Origin of the sequence: Streptomyces abyssalis (genome assembly GCF_001751365.1) — a bacterium.
Taxonomy (GTDB): domain Bacteria; phylum Actinomycetota; class Actinomycetes; order Streptomycetales; family Streptomycetaceae; genus Streptomyces; species Streptomyces abyssalis.
Map to the genome: position 1 here is coordinate 1,128,909 of NZ_LJGT01000038.1, position 15,503 is coordinate 1,144,411.

General features: G+C 69.4%; 16 protein-coding genes and 1 pseudogene. 10 read left to right on the forward strand and 7 right to left on the reverse strand.

The annotated features are described in order from the left end of the window. Window positions 1–196 precede the first annotated feature (196 nt). Entirely contained in the window at window positions 197–499 is a 303-nt protein-coding gene (locus tag AN215_RS12200) for a hypothetical protein (protein WP_070009134.1), read from the reverse strand. Between the two features lie 234 nt (window positions 500–733). Between AN215_RS12200 and rpsF the strand changes: the two genes are divergently transcribed. The 4 genes from rpsF (at window position 734) to rplI (ending at window position 2,558) form a co-directional block, all read left to right on the forward strand. Then, window positions 734–1,024 carry a 30S ribosomal protein S6 gene (gene rpsF / locus AN215_RS12205; protein WP_070009135.1) on the forward strand — a complete coding sequence of 97 codons (291 nt, stop codon included), beginning with the start codon at window positions 734–736 and terminating at the stop codon, window positions 1,022–1,024. Window positions 1,025–1,166: 142 nt separating this feature from the next. After that, window positions 1,167–1,742: a single-stranded DNA-binding protein gene (locus tag AN215_RS12210; protein ID WP_070009136.1), complete on the forward strand. Its 576-nt coding sequence runs from the start codon at window positions 1,167–1,169 to the stop codon at window positions 1,740–1,742. A gap of 114 nt (window positions 1,743–1,856) precedes the next feature. Continuing rightward, window positions 1,857–2,093, forward strand: coding sequence for a 30S ribosomal protein S18 (rpsR, locus tag AN215_RS12215; RefSeq protein ID WP_028438380.1), 237 nt, complete (start codon window positions 1,857–1,859; stop codon window positions 2,091–2,093). Between the two features lie 18 nt (window positions 2,094–2,111). Then, window positions 2,112–2,558, forward strand: a complete 447-nt coding sequence (gene rplI / locus AN215_RS12220; protein WP_070009137.1) for a 50S ribosomal protein L9 — start codon at window positions 2,112–2,114, stop codon at window positions 2,556–2,558. 312 nt (window positions 2,559–2,870) lie between these two features. Here rplI and AN215_RS12225 read toward each other — a convergent pair whose 3' ends face one another. Beyond that, the gene (locus AN215_RS12225; protein ID WP_070009138.1) at window positions 2,871–4,211 is read right to left on the reverse strand and encodes an MATE family efflux transporter; all 1,341 of its coding nucleotides are present in this window, start codon (window positions 4,209–4,211) and stop codon (window positions 2,871–2,873) included. Window positions 4,212–4,695: 484 nt separating this feature from the next. On the opposite strand from AN215_RS12225, the gene dnaB reads away from it, so the two are divergent. Together dnaB and AN215_RS30745 are read left to right on the forward strand one after the other, a co-directional pair. Continuing rightward, window positions 4,696–6,258: a replicative DNA helicase gene (gene dnaB, locus AN215_RS12230; RefSeq protein WP_070009139.1), complete on the forward strand. Its 1,563-nt coding sequence runs from the start codon at window positions 4,696–4,698 to the stop codon at window positions 6,256–6,258. A gap of 63 nt (window positions 6,259–6,321) precedes the next feature. Further along, window positions 6,322–6,561, forward strand: a pseudogene (locus AN215_RS30745) (calcium-binding protein); the annotation flags it as partial. Between the two features lie 130 nt (window positions 6,562–6,691). Here AN215_RS30745 and AN215_RS12235 read toward each other — a convergent pair. Continuing rightward, entirely contained in the window at window positions 6,692–9,037 is a 2,346-nt protein-coding gene (locus AN215_RS12235) for a hypothetical protein (RefSeq protein WP_070009140.1), read from the reverse strand. 234 nt (window positions 9,038–9,271) lie between these two features. Here AN215_RS12235 and AN215_RS12240 point away from each other — a divergent pair, with 234 nt between their 5' ends. After that, window positions 9,272–9,775, forward strand: coding sequence for a hypothetical protein (locus AN215_RS12240; protein WP_070009141.1), 504 nt, complete (start codon window positions 9,272–9,274; stop codon window positions 9,773–9,775). Window positions 9,776–9,932: 157 nt separating this feature from the next. Here AN215_RS12240 and AN215_RS12245 read toward each other — a convergent pair whose 3' ends face one another. Together AN215_RS12245 and AN215_RS12250 are read right to left on the reverse strand one after the other, a co-directional pair. After that, complete coding sequence (locus AN215_RS12245; protein ID WP_171904168.1) at window positions 9,933–10,835, reverse strand: serine hydrolase; 903 nt, start codon at window positions 10,833–10,835, stop codon at window positions 9,933–9,935. Next, the gene (locus AN215_RS12250) at window positions 10,832–11,791 is read right to left on the reverse strand and encodes a LysR family transcriptional regulator (RefSeq protein ID WP_245694412.1); all 960 of its coding nucleotides are present in this window, start codon (window positions 11,789–11,791) and stop codon (window positions 10,832–10,834) included. The genes AN215_RS12245 and AN215_RS12250 overlap by 4 nt, the downstream gene beginning before the upstream one ends. A gap of 179 nt (window positions 11,792–11,970) precedes the next feature. On the opposite strand from AN215_RS12250, the gene bla reads away from it, so the two are divergent. Then, window positions 11,971–12,933 (forward strand): class A beta-lactamase, encoded by a 963-nt coding sequence (gene bla / locus AN215_RS12255; protein ID WP_070009143.1) that lies wholly within the window; start codon window positions 11,971–11,973, stop codon window positions 12,931–12,933. 27 nt (window positions 12,934–12,960) lie between these two features. Here the strand turns inward: bla and AN215_RS12260 are convergent, their stop codons facing one another. Next, entirely contained in the window at window positions 12,961–13,506 is a 546-nt protein-coding gene (locus AN215_RS12260) for a CGNR zinc finger domain-containing protein (RefSeq protein WP_245694414.1), read from the reverse strand. A 112-nt stretch (window positions 13,507–13,618) separates the two neighbouring features. On the opposite strand from AN215_RS12260, the gene AN215_RS12265 reads away from it, so the two are divergent. Further along, window positions 13,619–14,470, forward strand: a complete 852-nt coding sequence (locus AN215_RS12265; RefSeq protein WP_070009145.1) for an alpha/beta fold hydrolase — start codon at window positions 13,619–13,621, stop codon at window positions 14,468–14,470. 99 nt (window positions 14,471–14,569) lie between these two features. Here the strand turns inward: AN215_RS12265 and AN215_RS12270 are convergent, their stop codons facing one another. After that, window positions 14,570–14,929, reverse strand: coding sequence for a DUF1304 domain-containing protein (locus tag AN215_RS12270; protein ID WP_070009146.1), 360 nt, complete (start codon window positions 14,927–14,929; stop codon window positions 14,570–14,572). 107 nt (window positions 14,930–15,036) lie between these two features. On the opposite strand from AN215_RS12270, the gene AN215_RS12275 reads away from it, so the two are divergent. Further along, entirely contained in the window at window positions 15,037–15,495 is a 459-nt protein-coding gene (locus tag AN215_RS12275; RefSeq protein ID WP_070009147.1) for a winged helix-turn-helix transcriptional regulator, read from the forward strand. Window positions 15,496–15,503: the final 8 nt, after the last annotated feature.

Consider the following 15,503-nt stretch of genomic DNA (forward strand, 5'->3'; position numbering starts at 1 on the left):
GCGGCAGACATGGATGCGGCGCCTGAGTCGTGCCTCAGGCGTCACACGATCGGCTGATGACCGGACACCGGCGACCCGCAGCCGGACATCCGCAAGCGTAGGCACCACGGTCGTCCGCGGCATCCGCAGAACGCAGAAGCCGCGGGCAGCTCCCCGCCGCGCGGCGCAGCGGGGAGAGCGGCAGCGGGACCTCGCCTCAGGCGAGAAGACCGCCGTGCGCCATGCCCAGATAGAAGCCGAAGGCGGCCCCGCCCAGCCCGATGATCAGGGCGAAGCGTTCGCCCGTGGTGGCCGAGATGAACTGCCCCCAGGCGCCCGTGACGATGCCGACCAGGCCCGTCCAGGCGCTGAGCACATGAAGCCCCGGCCAGACCAGCGCCGTCAGGAACGCGACCGCGCCCAGGACGACCGTGACCGCGGCGAGCGAGCTCTCCAGAGGGTGAGCCCTGCCGTCGTCGAGGAGCATGGAGACCGGGTTGTGCCGTACTGCCTGTGCCATGCGGCACCTCCTGACAGAGGCCGGCATCGGCGGCGCCCTCGTGACGCCGCTCACACCGTTGCGTCCAGGTTGAGGGGACTTGCCCCCGGATTTCAACCGGAAGGCTCAAGCCGGGTAGTCTGAACGGTCTGCACCCGCCGCCCCCGTAGCGAGGCGGCCCATGGTGCGGAACGCATCACGAACCTCCTGCCACGGAACGACCGTGGCCGCGAGTCCGAAGGAGGTGGGTTCCACATGCGTCACTACGAGGTGATGGTGATCCTCGACCCCGATCTCGAGGAGCGCGCGATCTCGCCGCTGATCGAGAACTTCCTGTCCGTCGTACGGGACAGCAAGGGCAAGGTCGAGAAGATCGACACCTGGGGCCGTCGCCGGCTCTCCTACGAGATCAACAAGAAGCCCGAGGGCATCTACTCGGTCATCGACGTCCAGGCCGAGCCTGCGACCGTCAAGGAACTCGACCGTCAGATGAATCTGAACGAGTCGGTCCTGCGGACCAAGGTCCTGCGCCCTTCCGCCCACTGAGCCACGGGCCCGCCAGGCGGCCGAGCCGCACGGCACCCACGGCACAAGGGACGGACGAAGGACCGGACACCGAGTAGCAGCAAGCCAGAGCACGAGCCACAGAAGCCACAAGCAGCCAGCAGCACCCGCCGAGAGGTTCCCCATGGCAGGCGAGACCGTCATCACGGTCGTCGGCAATCTTGTCGACGACCCCGAGCTGCGCTTCACCCCCTCCGGTGCGGCGGTCGCGAAGTTCCGCGTCGCGTCCACTCCCCGCACCTTCGACCGTCAGACCAACGAGTGGAAGGACGGCGAAAGCCTCTTCCTGACCTGCTCGGTCTGGCGGCAGGCGGCGGAGAACGTCGCCGAGTCCCTCACCAAGGGGACGCGCGTCGTCGTACAGGGCCGCCTCAAGCAGCGCTCGTACGAGGACCGCGAGGGCATCAAGCGCACGGTCTACGAGCTGGACGTCGACGAGGTCGGCGCCAGCCTCCGCAACGCCACCGCCAAGATCACCAAGACCAGCGGCCGAGGCGCCCAGGGCGGCGGCTTCGGCGGCGGCCAGGGCGGCGGCGGCTGGGGCGGCGGCCAGGGCGGCGGCAGCCAGCAGGGCGGCGGCGCACCCGCGGGCGACCCGTGGGCCACCGGCGCACCGGCCGGAGGCGGCCAGGGCGGCGGAGGCGGTGGCGGCTGGGGCGGAGGCTCCGGCGGCGGCTACTCGGACGAGCCCCCCTTCTGACCGGTCGCGCACATGCGCGTACCGGCCGGGACGACCGGCCGGAGCTCGGAGCACCGGGCCGGTCAGGGCAGGGCCAGACAGCTGCACACTTCTTGAAACTCAACGGAGAGAGACATGGCGAAGCCGCCTGCTCGCAAGCCCAAGAAGAAGGTTTGCGTGTTCTGCAAGGAGAAGATCAACTACGTCGACTACAAGGACACGAACCTGCTGCGGAAGTTCATCTCCGACCGCGGCAAGATCCGTGCCCGCAGGGTCACCGGCAACTGCACCCAGCACCAGCGCGACGTCGCCACGGCCGTCAAGAACAGCCGTGAGATGGCGCTGCTGCCCTACACCTCGACTGCTCGATAAGGGAAGGGTGACCGACAGATGAAGATCATCCTGACCAACGAGGTGTCCGGCCTCGGCGCCGCGGGCGACGTCGTCGACGTCCGCGACGGCTACGCCCGCAACTACCTGATCCCGCGCCGCGTCGCCATCCGGTGGACCAAGGGCGGGGAGAAGGACGTCGCGCAGATCCGCCGCGCCCGCAAGATCCACGAGATCGCAACGATCGAGCAGGCCAACGAGATCAAGACCCGGATCGAGGGCGCCAACGTGCGTCTGAAGGTCCGGGCGGGCGACCAGGGCCGGCTCTTCGGGTCCGTCACCCCGGCCGACATCGCCGGCGCCGTCAAGGACGCGGGCGGGCCGGAGATCGACAAGCGCCGCATCGAGGTGGGCGCGCCCATCAAGACCCTGGGCTCGCACCAGGTCTCGGTGCGCCTGCACGCCGACGTCGCCGCCAAGGTCGACATCGAGGTCGTCCCGGCCTGACGGCACGCACGGGCTCAACGGCCTGAATAGTCCGGCGCCTGACCGGCCGTCACGCCTGAAGGGCGGGACAGCGGGCGGGCAGCGGACCCGGTCGGGTCGGCAAGGGCACAAGCGGAGGGCCGTACTCCTGGAAGCAGGGGTACGGCCCTCCGGCCGTCTCCGAGCCCGCCTCGTACGTCACCTTGTACGTCACATCGCGCACGGCACAGCGCACGCCGGGCGCACCGCACACCGTCCGCTCCTGGCATGGCACCGCACCCCGCGCCAGGCATTGCAGCCGCACCCGCGCCGCCCCGGCCGACGAACCGCCGGTCAGGCCCGCACGGCACCCGTCACGACCCAACGGCCCGAACGGGCACGCAGCCACAGCGTCACCAGACGCACCCCCATCATCACGCCCGCGACCGACCACCAGAGCGCCGTCAGGCCGCCCCCCAGCACCGGAACCAGCAGCGCCACCGGCGCGAACACCGCCAGAGTCACCAGCATCGCCCCCGCCAGATACGGGCCGTCGCCCGCGCCCATCAGCACCCCGTCCAGTACGAACACCACACCGGCGATCGGCTGCGTCAGCGCCACGACCAGCAACGCGGGCGTCAGCTCGTCGATCACGGCACCGTCCGACGTGAAGAGCGGCATGAAGAACGGCCGCGCCGCCACGACCAGCAGGCCCAGCACCACCCCCGAGGCGACGCCCCACTGCACCATCCGACGGCACGCCGCACGCGCACCCGCCTCGTCGCCGGCACCCAGATACCGGCCGATGATCGCCTGCCCCGCGATGGCGATGGCGTCCAGCGCGAAAGCCAGCAACGACCAGAGCGTCAGCGCGATCTGATGCGCCGCTATGTCCGCGTCTCCCAGCCGCGCCGCCACCGCCGTCGCGATCATCAGCACGGCACGCAGCGACAACGTACGGATCAGCAGCGGTGCACCGGCCTGCGCGCACGCGCGGATGCCCGCCGCGTCGGGACGCAACGACGCGCCGTGCCGCCGTGCTCCCCGTACCACGACGAACAGATACACCGCGGCCATCGCCCACTGCGCCAGCACGGTCCCCCAGGCGGAGCCCGCGATGCCCCATCCGAACCCGTAGACGAGCAGCACGTTCAGTGCCGCGTTGGCCGAGAAGCCGCCGACCGCCACATAGAGCGGCGTCCTGGTGTCCTGCAGTCCCCGCAGCACGCCCGTCGCCGCGAGCACGACGAGCATGGCGGGTATGCCGAGCGCACTGATGCGCAGGTACGTCACGGCGTGCGGTGCCGCCGTCCCGGACGCGCCGAAGACGTCCACGAGTGCCGGAGCGACCGGCAGCACCACGACGACCACGGCCAGTCCGAGCAGGAGAGCGAGCCAGATGCCGTCCATTCCCTGGCGGATCGCCGCCGGCAGATCACCGGCACCGACGCGGCGTGCGACCGCGGCGGTGGTGGCGTACGCGAGGAAGACGAAGATGTTGACCCCGGTCTGCAGCAGCGCCGCGGCCACTCCGAGTCCGGCCAACTGCGGGGTTCCCAGGTGCCCGACGACGGCACTGTCCACCATGACGAAGAGTGGTTCGGCGACGAGGGCCCCGAAGGCGGGCAGTGCGAGCGCGATGATCTCGCGGTCGTGGCGCCGCATGGTGGCGCGGGTGTCGGCAGGCTCGCTCATGGGTTCGATCCAAGCATCCACAAGTAATGGTTGCAAGGCACTACTGTCTATTACCGCTGTGCGGCTCGTGTGCGTGTGCGGCAACTGTGCGCCAAGCCGCGTAACGATCCCGGCTCCAGGGCCAAGTTTTTTCCCCGCACAGGCGGTGGACACCGTCGTCACAGGTCAGGGGTGGTCGGGATGGACGGCAGGGAACTTCTCCACAGGGCTGTCCCCTGAGCCGTACACAGCTTTCGCGGTCTTCTCCACAGAAACCCGAACACCGTCCACATCACCCTGTGGATAACAAGCTTGGATGACGCCTCCCGGGCCCCATAACGTTGGTCGTCGTCCGCTCCCGAACCCCTCGTCAACTCCCTTGCGCCGACGCGCCGATGCGGAGCCGGGCGGCCCATTGTCAGAGCCGTGCCGTAAGAAAGAGGGCACTGCGGTCAGGTCCGGTCGTGAGTGATGGACGATCACCGGACGGGGAGGAGGTGGACGCATGACTCAGCAGCCCGAACACGTCGAGGACGCCTGGGCGGCGGACCCTGGCTCCCGCGGTGCCACGCGCCCCGCGCACACCGAGCGCCTGCCCGCCGCCCGCAGCAGGCAGGCCGGCCAGAGCGGCCCCGGACACGGGGCGGGCAACGGGAACGGCCACGCGGCGGGGCACGGGAGCGGGCACGCCGAGAGGCACGACCGCGGCACGGACGGACACGGCGCGGCGCCCGCGCCCGTCTCGTTCGAGCGCGTACCGCCGCAGGACCTCGAAGCCGAACAGTCCGTGCTCGGCGGCATGATGCTCTCCAAGGACGCCATCGCCGACGTCGTCGAAGTCCTCAAGGGGCACGACTTCTACCGCCCCGCGCACGAGACCGTCTACGTGGCGATCCTCGACCTCTACGCCAAGGGCGAGCCCGCCGACCCCATCACCGTCACCGCCGAACTCACCCGGCGCGGCGAGATCAGCCGCGTCGGCGGGCCCGGCTACGTCCACTCCCTCGTACAGACCGTCCCCACGGCCGCCAACGCGGAGTACTACGCGGAGATCGTCCACGAGCGCGCGGTGCTGCGCCGGCTCGTCGAGGCGGGCACGCGTATCACCCAGATGGGATACGCGGCCGACGGCGATGTCGACGACATCGTCAACTCCGCCCAGGCGGAGATCTATTCGGTCACCGAGCAGCGCACTTCGGAGGACTACCTTCCGCTCGGCGACATCATGGAGGGCGCCCTCGACGAGATCGAGGCGATCGGTTCACGCAGCGGCCAGATGACGGGCGTGCCCACGGGCTTCACCGACCTGGACTCGCTGACCAACGGCCTGCACCCGGGCCAGATGATCGTCATCGCGGCGAGGCCCGCCATGGGCAAATCGACCCTGGCGCTGGACTTCGCGCGTGCCTGTTCCGTGCGGCACAACATGCCGAGCGTGATCTTCTCGCTGGAGATGGGGCGCAACGAGATCGCGATGCGGCTGCTGTCGGCGGAGGCGCGGGTGGCGCTGCATCACATGCGCTCGGGTTCGATGACGGACGACGACTGGACGCGGCTGGCGCGTCAGATGCCGCAGGTGACGGAGGCACCGCTGTACATCGACGATTCACCGAACCTGTCGATGATGGAGATCCGGGCGAAGTGCCGCCGGCTGAAGCAGCGGAACGATCTGAAGCTCGTCGTGATCGACTATCTCCAGCTGATGCAGACGGGCAGTTCGCGCCGCCCGGAGAGCCGTCAGCAGGAGGTCTCGGAGATGTCCCGGAACCTGAAACTGCTCGCGAAGGAGCTGGAGGTTCCGGTGATCGCGTTGTCGCAGCTCAACCGTGGTCCGGAGCAGCGTACGGACAAGAAGCCGATGGTTTCCGACCTTCGCGAGTCGGGTTCGATCGAGCAGGACGCCGACATGGTCGTTCTGCTGCACCGTGAGGATGCGTACGAGAAGGAGTCACCGCGCGCGGGGGAGGCGGACTTGATCGTGGCGAAGCACCGCAACGGTCCGACGGCGACGATCACCGTTGCCTTCCAGGGGCACTACTCGCGCTTCGTGGACATGGCGCAGACGTAGGGCTCCGTCCTGTAGGGCCTCAACTGAGCCCCGCCGCCCCCGGAACAACCATCGAGCCGCGTCACGATCCACGGCGGCTCGGGGAACGACACCCTCAACGGCACCGGCCACGAGATCCTCTACGGCGACGACGGTGACGACACCCTCACGGGAGGCTCCCAACTGGGCGGTGACGGCGCCGATCTGCTCACCTCGCCGGACTACGGGGCGGACGGTGGCAGCGGCAACGACACCCTGATCGGCACCGACGAGAGCGACACCCTCTCCGGAGGCAGCGGAAGGAACAGCGTCCACCAGAGCTGACCGTGTGGGCCGCACGGAGGGCCCGGCCGTCGCGGTCGCGGAGGCAGCCGGAGGCTGGTGGCCGGCACAGCGAAGGGCCGCCCCTCCCGAAGGAAGAGCGGCCCAACTGTGCGGCTCGGTAAGACCGGTGCTATTCGGCGCTTTGCCGGCCGCGGTTTCGCTTCCACCACATCAGTGCTGCTCCGGCCGCCGCCAGCGCTGCGGCGATGGAAGCGATCAACCCGATCGGGATGCCGGTCCCGGTGCCGGCGAGGTTGCCGTCCGGGTCCTCGGCCGGAGCCGTTGGCTTGCCGCCGCCACTGCCGGGGGTGGAATCGCCGCCGTCATTGCCCGGGGCGGACGGGTCGGGAGCCGGGCTCGTCGGTTCCCCGGTCGGCTTGTCCGTGGGCGTCGGGGTCGGGGTGGGATCTGGCTCGCCGCCCCCGTCCCCGTCTCCGTCCCCGTCCCCGCCGCCGGTGTCGGTGGTGGCAGTGTTGCCGCCCAGCAACAGCAGGTTCCGCTCGTCGTCCTTCGTGTTGTCGGTGAGCGTCTGCACGCTGGTCCGGGTCTGCTTGGGCAGATACCGGTGCTCAGCCGTGAAGCGCGCCTTGTTCATGTTGCGCTTGGGCTGCTTGGAGAAGTCCACGCCACCGACGCTGTAGGTGTAGGGGCCGCCGCCGGCGTCGTGCTCCCAGCTCTCCTCACCCTTCTTCAATGACTCCAGGTAGGCCTGGTAGGTCTTCTCCCGCTTCCAGTCCTGGTTGGGCGCGCGCAGCGGCCAGGCGCTCACGTCGTTGCTGTTGATGATCTTGCGGTAGTCGGTCGGCTCCTTGGCGTCCTGCTGCCGGATGAACTCCGCCGCGACACGAGCGGTGTAGACGCGCCGCAGGTCGGCGTAGCGGGGCGAGGTGTTCACCTGCTTCTCGACCTCCGGCATGATCAGCCGGTTCATGCGGCGCTCGGTGGCCTTCTTCTCCGCTTCGTTGAAGTCGCACAAGTAGGGGTCGCCGGGCATGTTGTCGATCTTCAGGTACTGGGCCTTGACAGCCAGCGGGGTGTCCAGGATGTGGATCCCGCCGTTCTCCTCGCGGACGACGGCTTCCTTCGGCTCGATCCAGTTGCGGACCTGGAACCAGCACGGCTGGCCCTTGTCGTTGCGGGGCAGCGATTTCCAGTACTGGTCGGCTTCGGGCCGCTTGGCCGGGTTCATCGCGGAGGCGAAGTCCTTCTTCAGCTCCAGGTCGGACTCGAGCAGGACTCTGCCGGCGTCGGTCTTGCCGAACTGGGCATCCATGATCTTGTCCGGCTGGTCCGGGTTGAGGTTCACCCAGAACTTCTCCGGCGTGAGGGCGAGCCAGGTGAAGAACGCGTCCGAGATGAGCTGGGACTTCGCCTTGCCACCCCAGCCGGACTGCCCGGTCGGGTCCTGCTGGGCGGAGAACCCGTAATCCAGGCCCTTGCCCTTCTGGGGCTTGCCGACGTAGCGCAGTTCCAGCGTGGTGAAGTCCACCCCGCCCGGCCCCCTGGGGGACAGCCGCTTGGGGTCAGCCGCGTTCTTGCGGTCCAGGAACTCCTTCATGTCCTTCGGACTGGGCCGCGACTCACGGATGAGATCGGACGCGCCGCCCCCCGCGATGCCGGGCTTCCCCGGAGGCTGCATGTTGGCCGACTTGTAGCGCACCCCTCCGCTGGGGGCCTTCTCCACCTTGTCGGAACGGTAGTTGTACTCCGTGACCCCGCGGCTGTTCGCCTGCGCCGCCCTGCGCTGCTCCTCTATGAAGTCGCGCGTTCCCTTGGTCTGCGGCTCTGCGAAGACGTACTTCCAGGACGTGCCCCGCCACTTGGGGTCCTTCGCCCAGGCACGGTCCTTGGGCTTCTGCGTCTCTGTGAGCTCGCCGTTGCCCTTGACCTCGAGGATCTTGCCGGTCTTCTGGTTGTAGGCGTCGAGCTGGCGCCGGTGCTTGATCCCGGTGTCGGGGTCCTCGAAGATCACTTCCTTCTGGCAGATCCAGTCTTTGCCGGTCAGCCCGTGATCCTTGATGACCTTCTTCTCGAACGCCTTGCCCCGCGGGTCGTTGCCGGAGTTGCGTATGAACCGGGCGTCCCGCCAGTGGTCCCAGTTGGACCAGTTCTTGGAGTCCTTCTTCTTGGCCTGGATCCACGTCCAGTAGATCCGGTCGACGGGCTTCGACTTCGGCGGCTTCGTCGGCAGATCCTTGAGCCGGGCTTCATCGGCCGGTGACGGAGCCTGGAGCCCGTCCCACTTCTTGGCCTCGTTGACGTACTCGTACGTGTCCCACTGGGACTTCGCCCGGGAGGCGTCGCCTTCCGGTAGGTCGAGGAGGCCCGCTGCGTCCTCCAGCAGCTCGAAGTACTCGAAGCAGGGAAGACCCGGGTCGAGCGGCTTCGGCTTCGCGACGGCGTGCATGGCGGCCGGCAGCCCGCCGACGGCCATGGCGGAAGCGCAGGCCACAGCGACGGCAGCACGTCGCAGCATGGACCAGCGCTCTGGGCGTAAAGCTCGATTCACTTGAGTCCCCCCGTCGGGGCCCAGAGGGTGAGAGCTCATGCGGCGCCAGGGCCCCCGTGTTCTGTGTGGCGCTGCAGAGCACAACGACCCTAGAAGTCAATCCAGTGATCCGGCAAGGAATTTGAACCGGCAAAAAGCTCAACTATGCGTGTATGCCAGGCAGTTGAAGCCTTGTCGGCTCCGGCAGCTAAGGTCGGGCTCATGGAGATTACCAGCGCGGAGTACGAGGAACTGCGGGAGCTGGACCGGCTGCGGTCGGACAACCCCGTGCTGAACGCGTGGCTGGAGATCCAGCACGCCGAGTTCCCCGCGTGGGCCGAGAGGCACCCGGGCGGCTGGGACTTCAGCCTTGACTCCCTTGCCCAGGTGGAAGAGTTGGTGCGTTCGGCATACTCCGGCAGCGCTCAAGCCCATGCGGAGGAAGGCGGGGACTTCCTCCAGACGGCGGCCTGGTATGTCGGCGAGGTCCACAACCGCCACTGCGGCACGGTGTGGCAGTACCACCCGGCCTCATCGGAAGACCCCGGCGAATGGCCGTTCGTGATCGTGCCGTTCGAGCGGCTGGGGGAGTTTCCCGACGAGGACGGCATCGAGCCTGACGGGCGTCCCATCTACAGTCCGGTGAACCGGCTGTGCGGTGTACTGGACCCGGACAACGGCCATCTGGCGACAGATGTCGACGTACACACACCGGAACGCGGCTAGCGCTCAGTGGCCCGGACCGCGACCACACCCCTGCCGGTGCATGCGCCGCCAACGGCGTGAATGAGCGGTTTGCGCCGAGGGGGGCTGAGCCGCGCCGACATGCTCCGCGCAGCGCGCCGTGGCGCAAAGGCGCCGGGCGGCACGGCTCGCGGCCGCGCTAGAGCTGCCGCAGGTGGTCGCGGAGGCGGCGGGCCACTTGAGCCATGAGGGCGTCGGCGCCGGGCTGGGTCCCGGCGGGTACGAGTGACTCCGTGAGGACGGCGACTGCGAAGTTCTGGCCGTCGGAGTGCCCGACGACTCCGATTTCGTGGCGGAGGTTGAGGAGGGTGCCGGTCTTGGAGGACCAAGTGGCGGCGTCGGTACTGAAGTCGGGGGCGAGGCGGTGCCGGAGGACGTTGTGCGCCATGAGACCGCGCACGCGCTCCGCGACTTCCGGATGGATCTTCGACGGTGTCCACAGGGCTTGGAGCAGGTCGGCGTAGGAGCGTGCGCTGCCGGTGTTGGCCCGGGTGGTGTCCAGCTGCGGCACCCGGTGTCCACGGCCGCTGGTGCCGGCTTCGATGGCGAGCGCGTGGGCGAGATGGGCCTGGTCGGCGTCGAATCGTTCCACCGGGGTGTCGGACAGTTCGTGCATGCCGTGCCGGACGGTGATCCCGTGGATGCCGAGCTCCTGGAGGATTCCGGCGACCTGGGCGGGCGGGGTGAGGTCGAACAGCACGTCGGCGGCGGTGCCGTCACTCACGCAGGTGCTCAGGTAGATCAGGTCGTCCACCGCGACCCGGGAGGGGTGGCGGAAGCGGCTGAGGCCGGTCGGGCCGGGTGTGGTGATCCGTCCGGGGCGTACGTCGAGCAGGGCCGCACCGTCGAGTTCGCCCCGTCGGATGCGCTCGGCGGTCGCGATCGCGAGGGGGATCTTGACCAGGGAGGCGGAGGGGAGCTGGGTGTCCGGGTCGATGCTCAACTCGTCCCGCGTGTGCAGATCCCGTACGAGCATGCAGGCGCGCAGGCCTCCGTCGTTCAGTTGCCGGCGCATGTCGTGCAGCAGGGCCTCGATGCTCACGTTCCCGTACCTCCGGCCGTCGCATCGCCGGTGGTGCCGGTCCCGGAGCGCGCTCCGAGGCAGCGGGCGAGTGCCTCGCCGAGGCGGGCTTCGATGTGCTGTGCACGGCCGTCCGCGGTGGCGAGGGCGTACCCGCGCCGGAGCGTGATCTCGCCGATGGGCCGCCAGTCGAGGCCGAACTCCTCGGCCTGTGCGGGGGAGCACAGCAACAGGTCGGGTGTGCAGAGGACTTCCGCCGCGGCGTGCGCCAGGTCGTTGGTGGTGGTGAGCTGTGCGGGCCGCAGTCCGACCGCGTCGCGCAGTCGCGTCAACGGGTCGCGGATGTGGGGCACATCGTCCTCCGGCTGTATCCAGATACGGGCCGCCGGGCCGGTGGTGGTTCGTCCGGGGCGCAAGGTCTCCACGTACAGGCGTCTCACCCCGGGGTCCTGGGCGCCGGCGAGCCCGAGGGGCACGGACCAGGTGGCCTCGCCGGGCGGCACCGCGAGCAGGGCGGCGTGCACTCTCCCGGCCGGTGCCCCGGATGCCTCCCCGTGGGAGCGGACGGGTTGCCGGGCGTGGACGGTCTCCTGACGCTGAGCCGGTGTCGCGACGCGGACTTCGAGCGTGACCGCGTGGGCTCGTGCCTCGGCGACGAGGCGGGCGAGCCCGGCTGTCGGGCAGACGGCGGGCATCGCCAGCCGCCACGGCTTGCGCTTGGCGGACTCTGCTTCGTGCAGCAGCACGTCGGCTGCCTGCACGAGTTGGCGTGCGGTCGGCAGCAGGTCCCGGCCGAAGGACGTGAGGACGGCTCTGCGTGACGTGCGCTCGAACAGCTGCTCACCGAAGCGTTCTTCCAGAGCGGCGACACGACGGCTGGCCACGGACTGGGACATCCGGGCGGCGTCCGCACCGACGGTGAAACTGCCGTGCTCGCTGACACTGACGAACGCGCGACACGCTCCCACAAGATCCACACCCGTGACCCTATGCCGGATCGGCATGGAACGGCGCCGGTGCGTATTGGACCGCATGGCCGGGAGCCGGTGAGCTTGGTTTTGGCCCTCACTCGCCACCACGTACCGGGATGGGCCTTGCTCGCTCCATCCTGTGTTGCGCCCTGCGTGCGGGGCGTCCCGTCCGGGAGGTTCGGATCATGAAGCAGACCCGTGCAGGGCGTGCCGTTGCCGGTGCGCTCGCAGTGTTCGCCCTCGTCCAGGTCGCGGCCTGCGGGGAGGGGGGTTCCGCGGACTCGTCGTCCCGGTCGTCACCGTCGTCCTCGTCGTCGGCCGCGGCGTCCGGTTCTGGTTCCGGGTCCGGTTCCGGGTCGGAGAAGAAGCCGTACGACCGGGAATTCGAGGAACTGGAGCGCGAGTTCGGCGCGCGGCTCGGTGTCTACGCCGTCGACACAGGCAGCGGACGCGAGGTGGCCTACAACGACGGCCGGCGGTTCGCGTACAACTCCACGTTCAAGGCCCTGGCCGCCGGCGAGGTACTGCGCAGGCACTCCCCGGACGGCATGGACCGCAGGATCACGTACTCCAGGGACGACCTGATCGCCAACTCTCCCGTGACGGCGAAGCACGTCGGCTCCGGGATGACTCTGGACGAGCTGTGCGACGCCGCCGTCCGCTACAGCGACAACACCGCGGCCAACCTCCTCTTCGACGTGCTCGGCGGGCCCGAGGGCCTGGACGCGGCGCTCGAGGACATCGGGGACGACGTGACGCGAATGGAACGCCGCGAGCCGCAGCTGAGCCGGTGGACTCCGGGCTCCACGAGGGACACGAGCACACCGCGCGCACTGGCCGGGGATCTGCGGGCGTTCGTCCTCGGGGACGTCCTCGGCGAAGCGGAACGCAAGCAGCTTTCCGAGTGGCTGCGGACCAACACCACCGGGGACGAACTCATCAGGGCCGGAGTGCCCCAGGACTGGGTCGTCGGCGACAAGACCGGAAGCGGCAGCTACGGCGGGCGCAATGACATCGCCGTGCTCCGGCCTCCCGGTGGCGCCCCGATCGTCGTGGCGATCCTGTCGCACCGCAAGGAACGGGACGCCGAGTTCGACAACGAACTGATCGCGAAGGCGGCGTCGGTCGTGGCGGACACCCTGCGGTAGGAGGCACCGGCCGGGCGGCGGCCTGCCTCAGGCACCCGCCCGTCGCCGCGCCCGGTGGTTGGCGACGTTGAGGCGGTTGCCGCACACGTCCGGCGTGCAGTAGCGGCGGCGGCCCGCCCGGCTGGTGTCGATGAACATTCCCTCGCATGTGGACGAGGTGCAGGCGCGGAAGCGGCTGTGGCTCAAGGTGTGGATCACGCCGAGCATGCCGGCGCCCGTGAGGACGGCCAACTCCTCGGCGAGGGAGGCCTGCTGAGAGGTCACCACGTGCCACTGCCATGGGCCGTCCTCGGCGTTCCGCAGCAACACCGGCCTGCTGCCCGCACGCGCCAGCACGCCGTTGGCGGCGTCGACCGCGTGATCCTCGGCGTGCGTATCCATGATGTCGCGGATCTCGCCGCGGAGGGCGTGTACCTGCCGGAGGTCGTCGCCGGTCGGACGGGCGGCTGACTTCAGCGGCCCGGGTGAGAGGCCGTGTTCGTCGAGGAAGCGCGCGAGGTCGCCGGGGGAGCGCAGCGCCTCGCCGGTGCTTCTTCGCACCTCCGGAGCGGTGTTGACGAGGGACGTGGCCACCCCCGCCCCGAGAGCGTAATTGGAAAAAGATACCTTCAAGCCTTACCTCGCTGCTACGGTAACTGGAGAAAGTCGACTATACCCCTTAGCAATGCCTGGTTGGGAGTGCGGTATGACCACGAATGCAACCCGTCCCGGGTCGTGGGGACTTCGCCAACGCGTGCGCGTCAGCGGTGGCGTGGTCGCCGCGGACGTCTTCGGGGAGGGGCCGCCGGTGTTGCTGGTCCACGGCACCCCGGCATGGTCGTTCCTCTGGCGCGGGGTCGTTCCTCTACTGGCGCGGACGCATGCCGTCCACGTTTGGGACCTGCTCGGTTTTGGTGACTCTCGCCTCCGTCCCGGAGTCCGCCCCTCGATCGCCGCACAGGCACGTGCACTGGCCGAACTAGTCGCGCACTGGGGCCTGGAGGCGCCCACCCTGGTCGGGCACGACATCGGCGGAGGAATCGTGGCGCGCGCCCACCTCACCGAGGGCGTACGCGCCCGGCGGCTCGCGCTCCTGGACGCGGCGGTCCTCGGCCCCTGGAACACGCCCTTCACCGAGCACATGCAACGTCACGCCGACGTCTACCGCACCATGCCCACCGAGGTCTTCCAAGAGCTGATCGCCGGCCGTCTCCGCACCGCCACCCGTAACCCGATGGCCGACGAGACCGCCGACGCCTACCTCGCTCCTTGGGCTGGAACCGCAGGCCAGGGCCGCTGGATCGACCAGGTGTCGAGTGTCAGCTTCGAGGACACGCGCCATGCCGCGGCCCGGTTGGAGCAGATCGCCGTTCCCACGCTCGTGCTGTGGGGCGCACAGGACGAATGGCTCGGCACCGCCACCGCGGACCGGCTCGCGGCGTCCATCCCCGGTGCGTGCGAGGCACGCGTGGAGGGAGCGGGCCATTTCGTCGCGGAGGACGATCCGCAGGCGACCGCCGATGCGCTCCTGGAGTTCCTGGCCGCTCCGGTCGCCTGAGGGGGCGGCGCCGGCAAGTGCCCCTTGTCAGGGGGAGAGTGCCCTTCGTGGCGAGGGCCATGCGACGAGCGCTACGAGGCGAGGGCCAGGCGACGAGCGTTACGCGGCCAGTGCGAGGGCCAGGGCGGCCGCGGCGGGGAGGGCCTGGACGACGACGATGCGGCGGCTGACCGTGAGCGCGCCGTACAGACCGGCGACGATCACGCAGCAGAGGAAGAAGATCTGCGCCTGCGACCCGGTCGGCTCTGGTGCGACCAGGCTCCAGATGAGGCCTGCGGCCAGAAAGCCGTTGTACAGGCCCTGGTTGGCGGCCAGCGGTGCCGATTCCTCGGCGAACTGCGGGGTCGTGCCGAACACGGCACGGCCGCGCGGCGTGCGCCACAGGAACATCTCCAATATCAGGAAGCCCAGGTGGAGCAGGGCGACCAGGGCGGTGAGCGCTATGGCGGCGGTGTGCACGAAGTCCTCCGGGACATAGGTGAGTTGGAATTCACGACCAACTCGGACGCCGGGACTCTAGCACGAGGGTTTGATTTTCCAATCAAATGGCTGGTTGGATCGCGGTCATGGCGAAGCGAGAGGTGAACCCGCGGGAGTGCTCGCTCGCTTCGGCGCTGAACGTGGTCGGTGAGAAGTGGTCACTGCTGGCCGTGCGCGAGGTGTTCTACGGCGTGCACCGCTTCGACGGCATCGTGCGCAACACGGGAGCACCGCGCGACGTACTCGCCGCGCGGCTGCGCACGCTCGTCGACGGCGGAGTGCTGCGGCGTGTCCGTTACTCCGAACGTCCGCCGCGGGACGAATACCACCTCACCCGGGCCGGACGGGAACTCGCCCCCGCCCTGCTGGGCCTGATGCGCTGGGGCATGCGGTGGGTGCCCGGGGCTCCAGTGGGCCCCACGCCCTTCACCCATGACTGCGGCGGGCCGCTCGACGCCGGGATCGTGTGCGCCTCGTGCGGGGAGGCGGCCCCGCCGCCCGGTGACGTTGCACTCCCGGACACCGGTACGGCGGAGGGCACTTGAGCTTCCGG

Excerpts from the sequence above, each read along its gene's own strand:
- AN215_RS12200 (WP_070009134.1), bottom strand. The coding sequence starts at position 499 with ATGGCACAGGCAGTACGGCACAACCCGGTCTCCATGCTCCTCGACGAC.
- rpsF (WP_070009135.1), top strand. The coding sequence starts at position 734 with ATGCGTCACTACGAGGTGATGGTGATCCTCGACCCCGATCTCGAGGAG.
- AN215_RS12210 (WP_070009136.1), top strand. The coding sequence starts at position 1,167 with ATGGCAGGCGAGACCGTCATCACGGTCGTCGGCAATCTTGTCGACGAC.
- rpsR (WP_028438380.1), top strand. The coding sequence starts at position 1,857 with ATGGCGAAGCCGCCTGCTCGCAAGCCCAAGAAGAAGGTTTGCGTGTTC.
- rplI (WP_070009137.1), top strand. The coding sequence starts at position 2,112 with ATGAAGATCATCCTGACCAACGAGGTGTCCGGCCTCGGCGCCGCGGGC.
- AN215_RS12225 (WP_070009138.1), bottom strand. The coding sequence starts at position 4,211 with ATGAGCGAGCCTGCCGACACCCGCGCCACCATGCGGCGCCACGACCGC.
- dnaB (WP_070009139.1), top strand. The coding sequence starts at position 4,696 with ATGACTCAGCAGCCCGAACACGTCGAGGACGCCTGGGCGGCGGACCCT.
- AN215_RS12235 (WP_070009140.1), bottom strand. The coding sequence starts at position 9,037 with ATGCTGCGACGTGCTGCCGTCGCTGTGGCCTGCGCTTCCGCCATGGCC.
- AN215_RS12240 (WP_070009141.1), top strand. The coding sequence starts at position 9,272 with ATGGAGATTACCAGCGCGGAGTACGAGGAACTGCGGGAGCTGGACCGG.
- bla (WP_070009143.1), top strand. The coding sequence starts at position 11,971 with ATGAAGCAGACCCGTGCAGGGCGTGCCGTTGCCGGTGCGCTCGCAGTG.
- AN215_RS12265 (WP_070009145.1), top strand. The coding sequence starts at position 13,619 with ATGACCACGAATGCAACCCGTCCCGGGTCGTGGGGACTTCGCCAACGC.
- AN215_RS12275 (WP_070009147.1), top strand. The coding sequence starts at position 15,037 with ATGGCGAAGCGAGAGGTGAACCCGCGGGAGTGCTCGCTCGCTTCGGCG.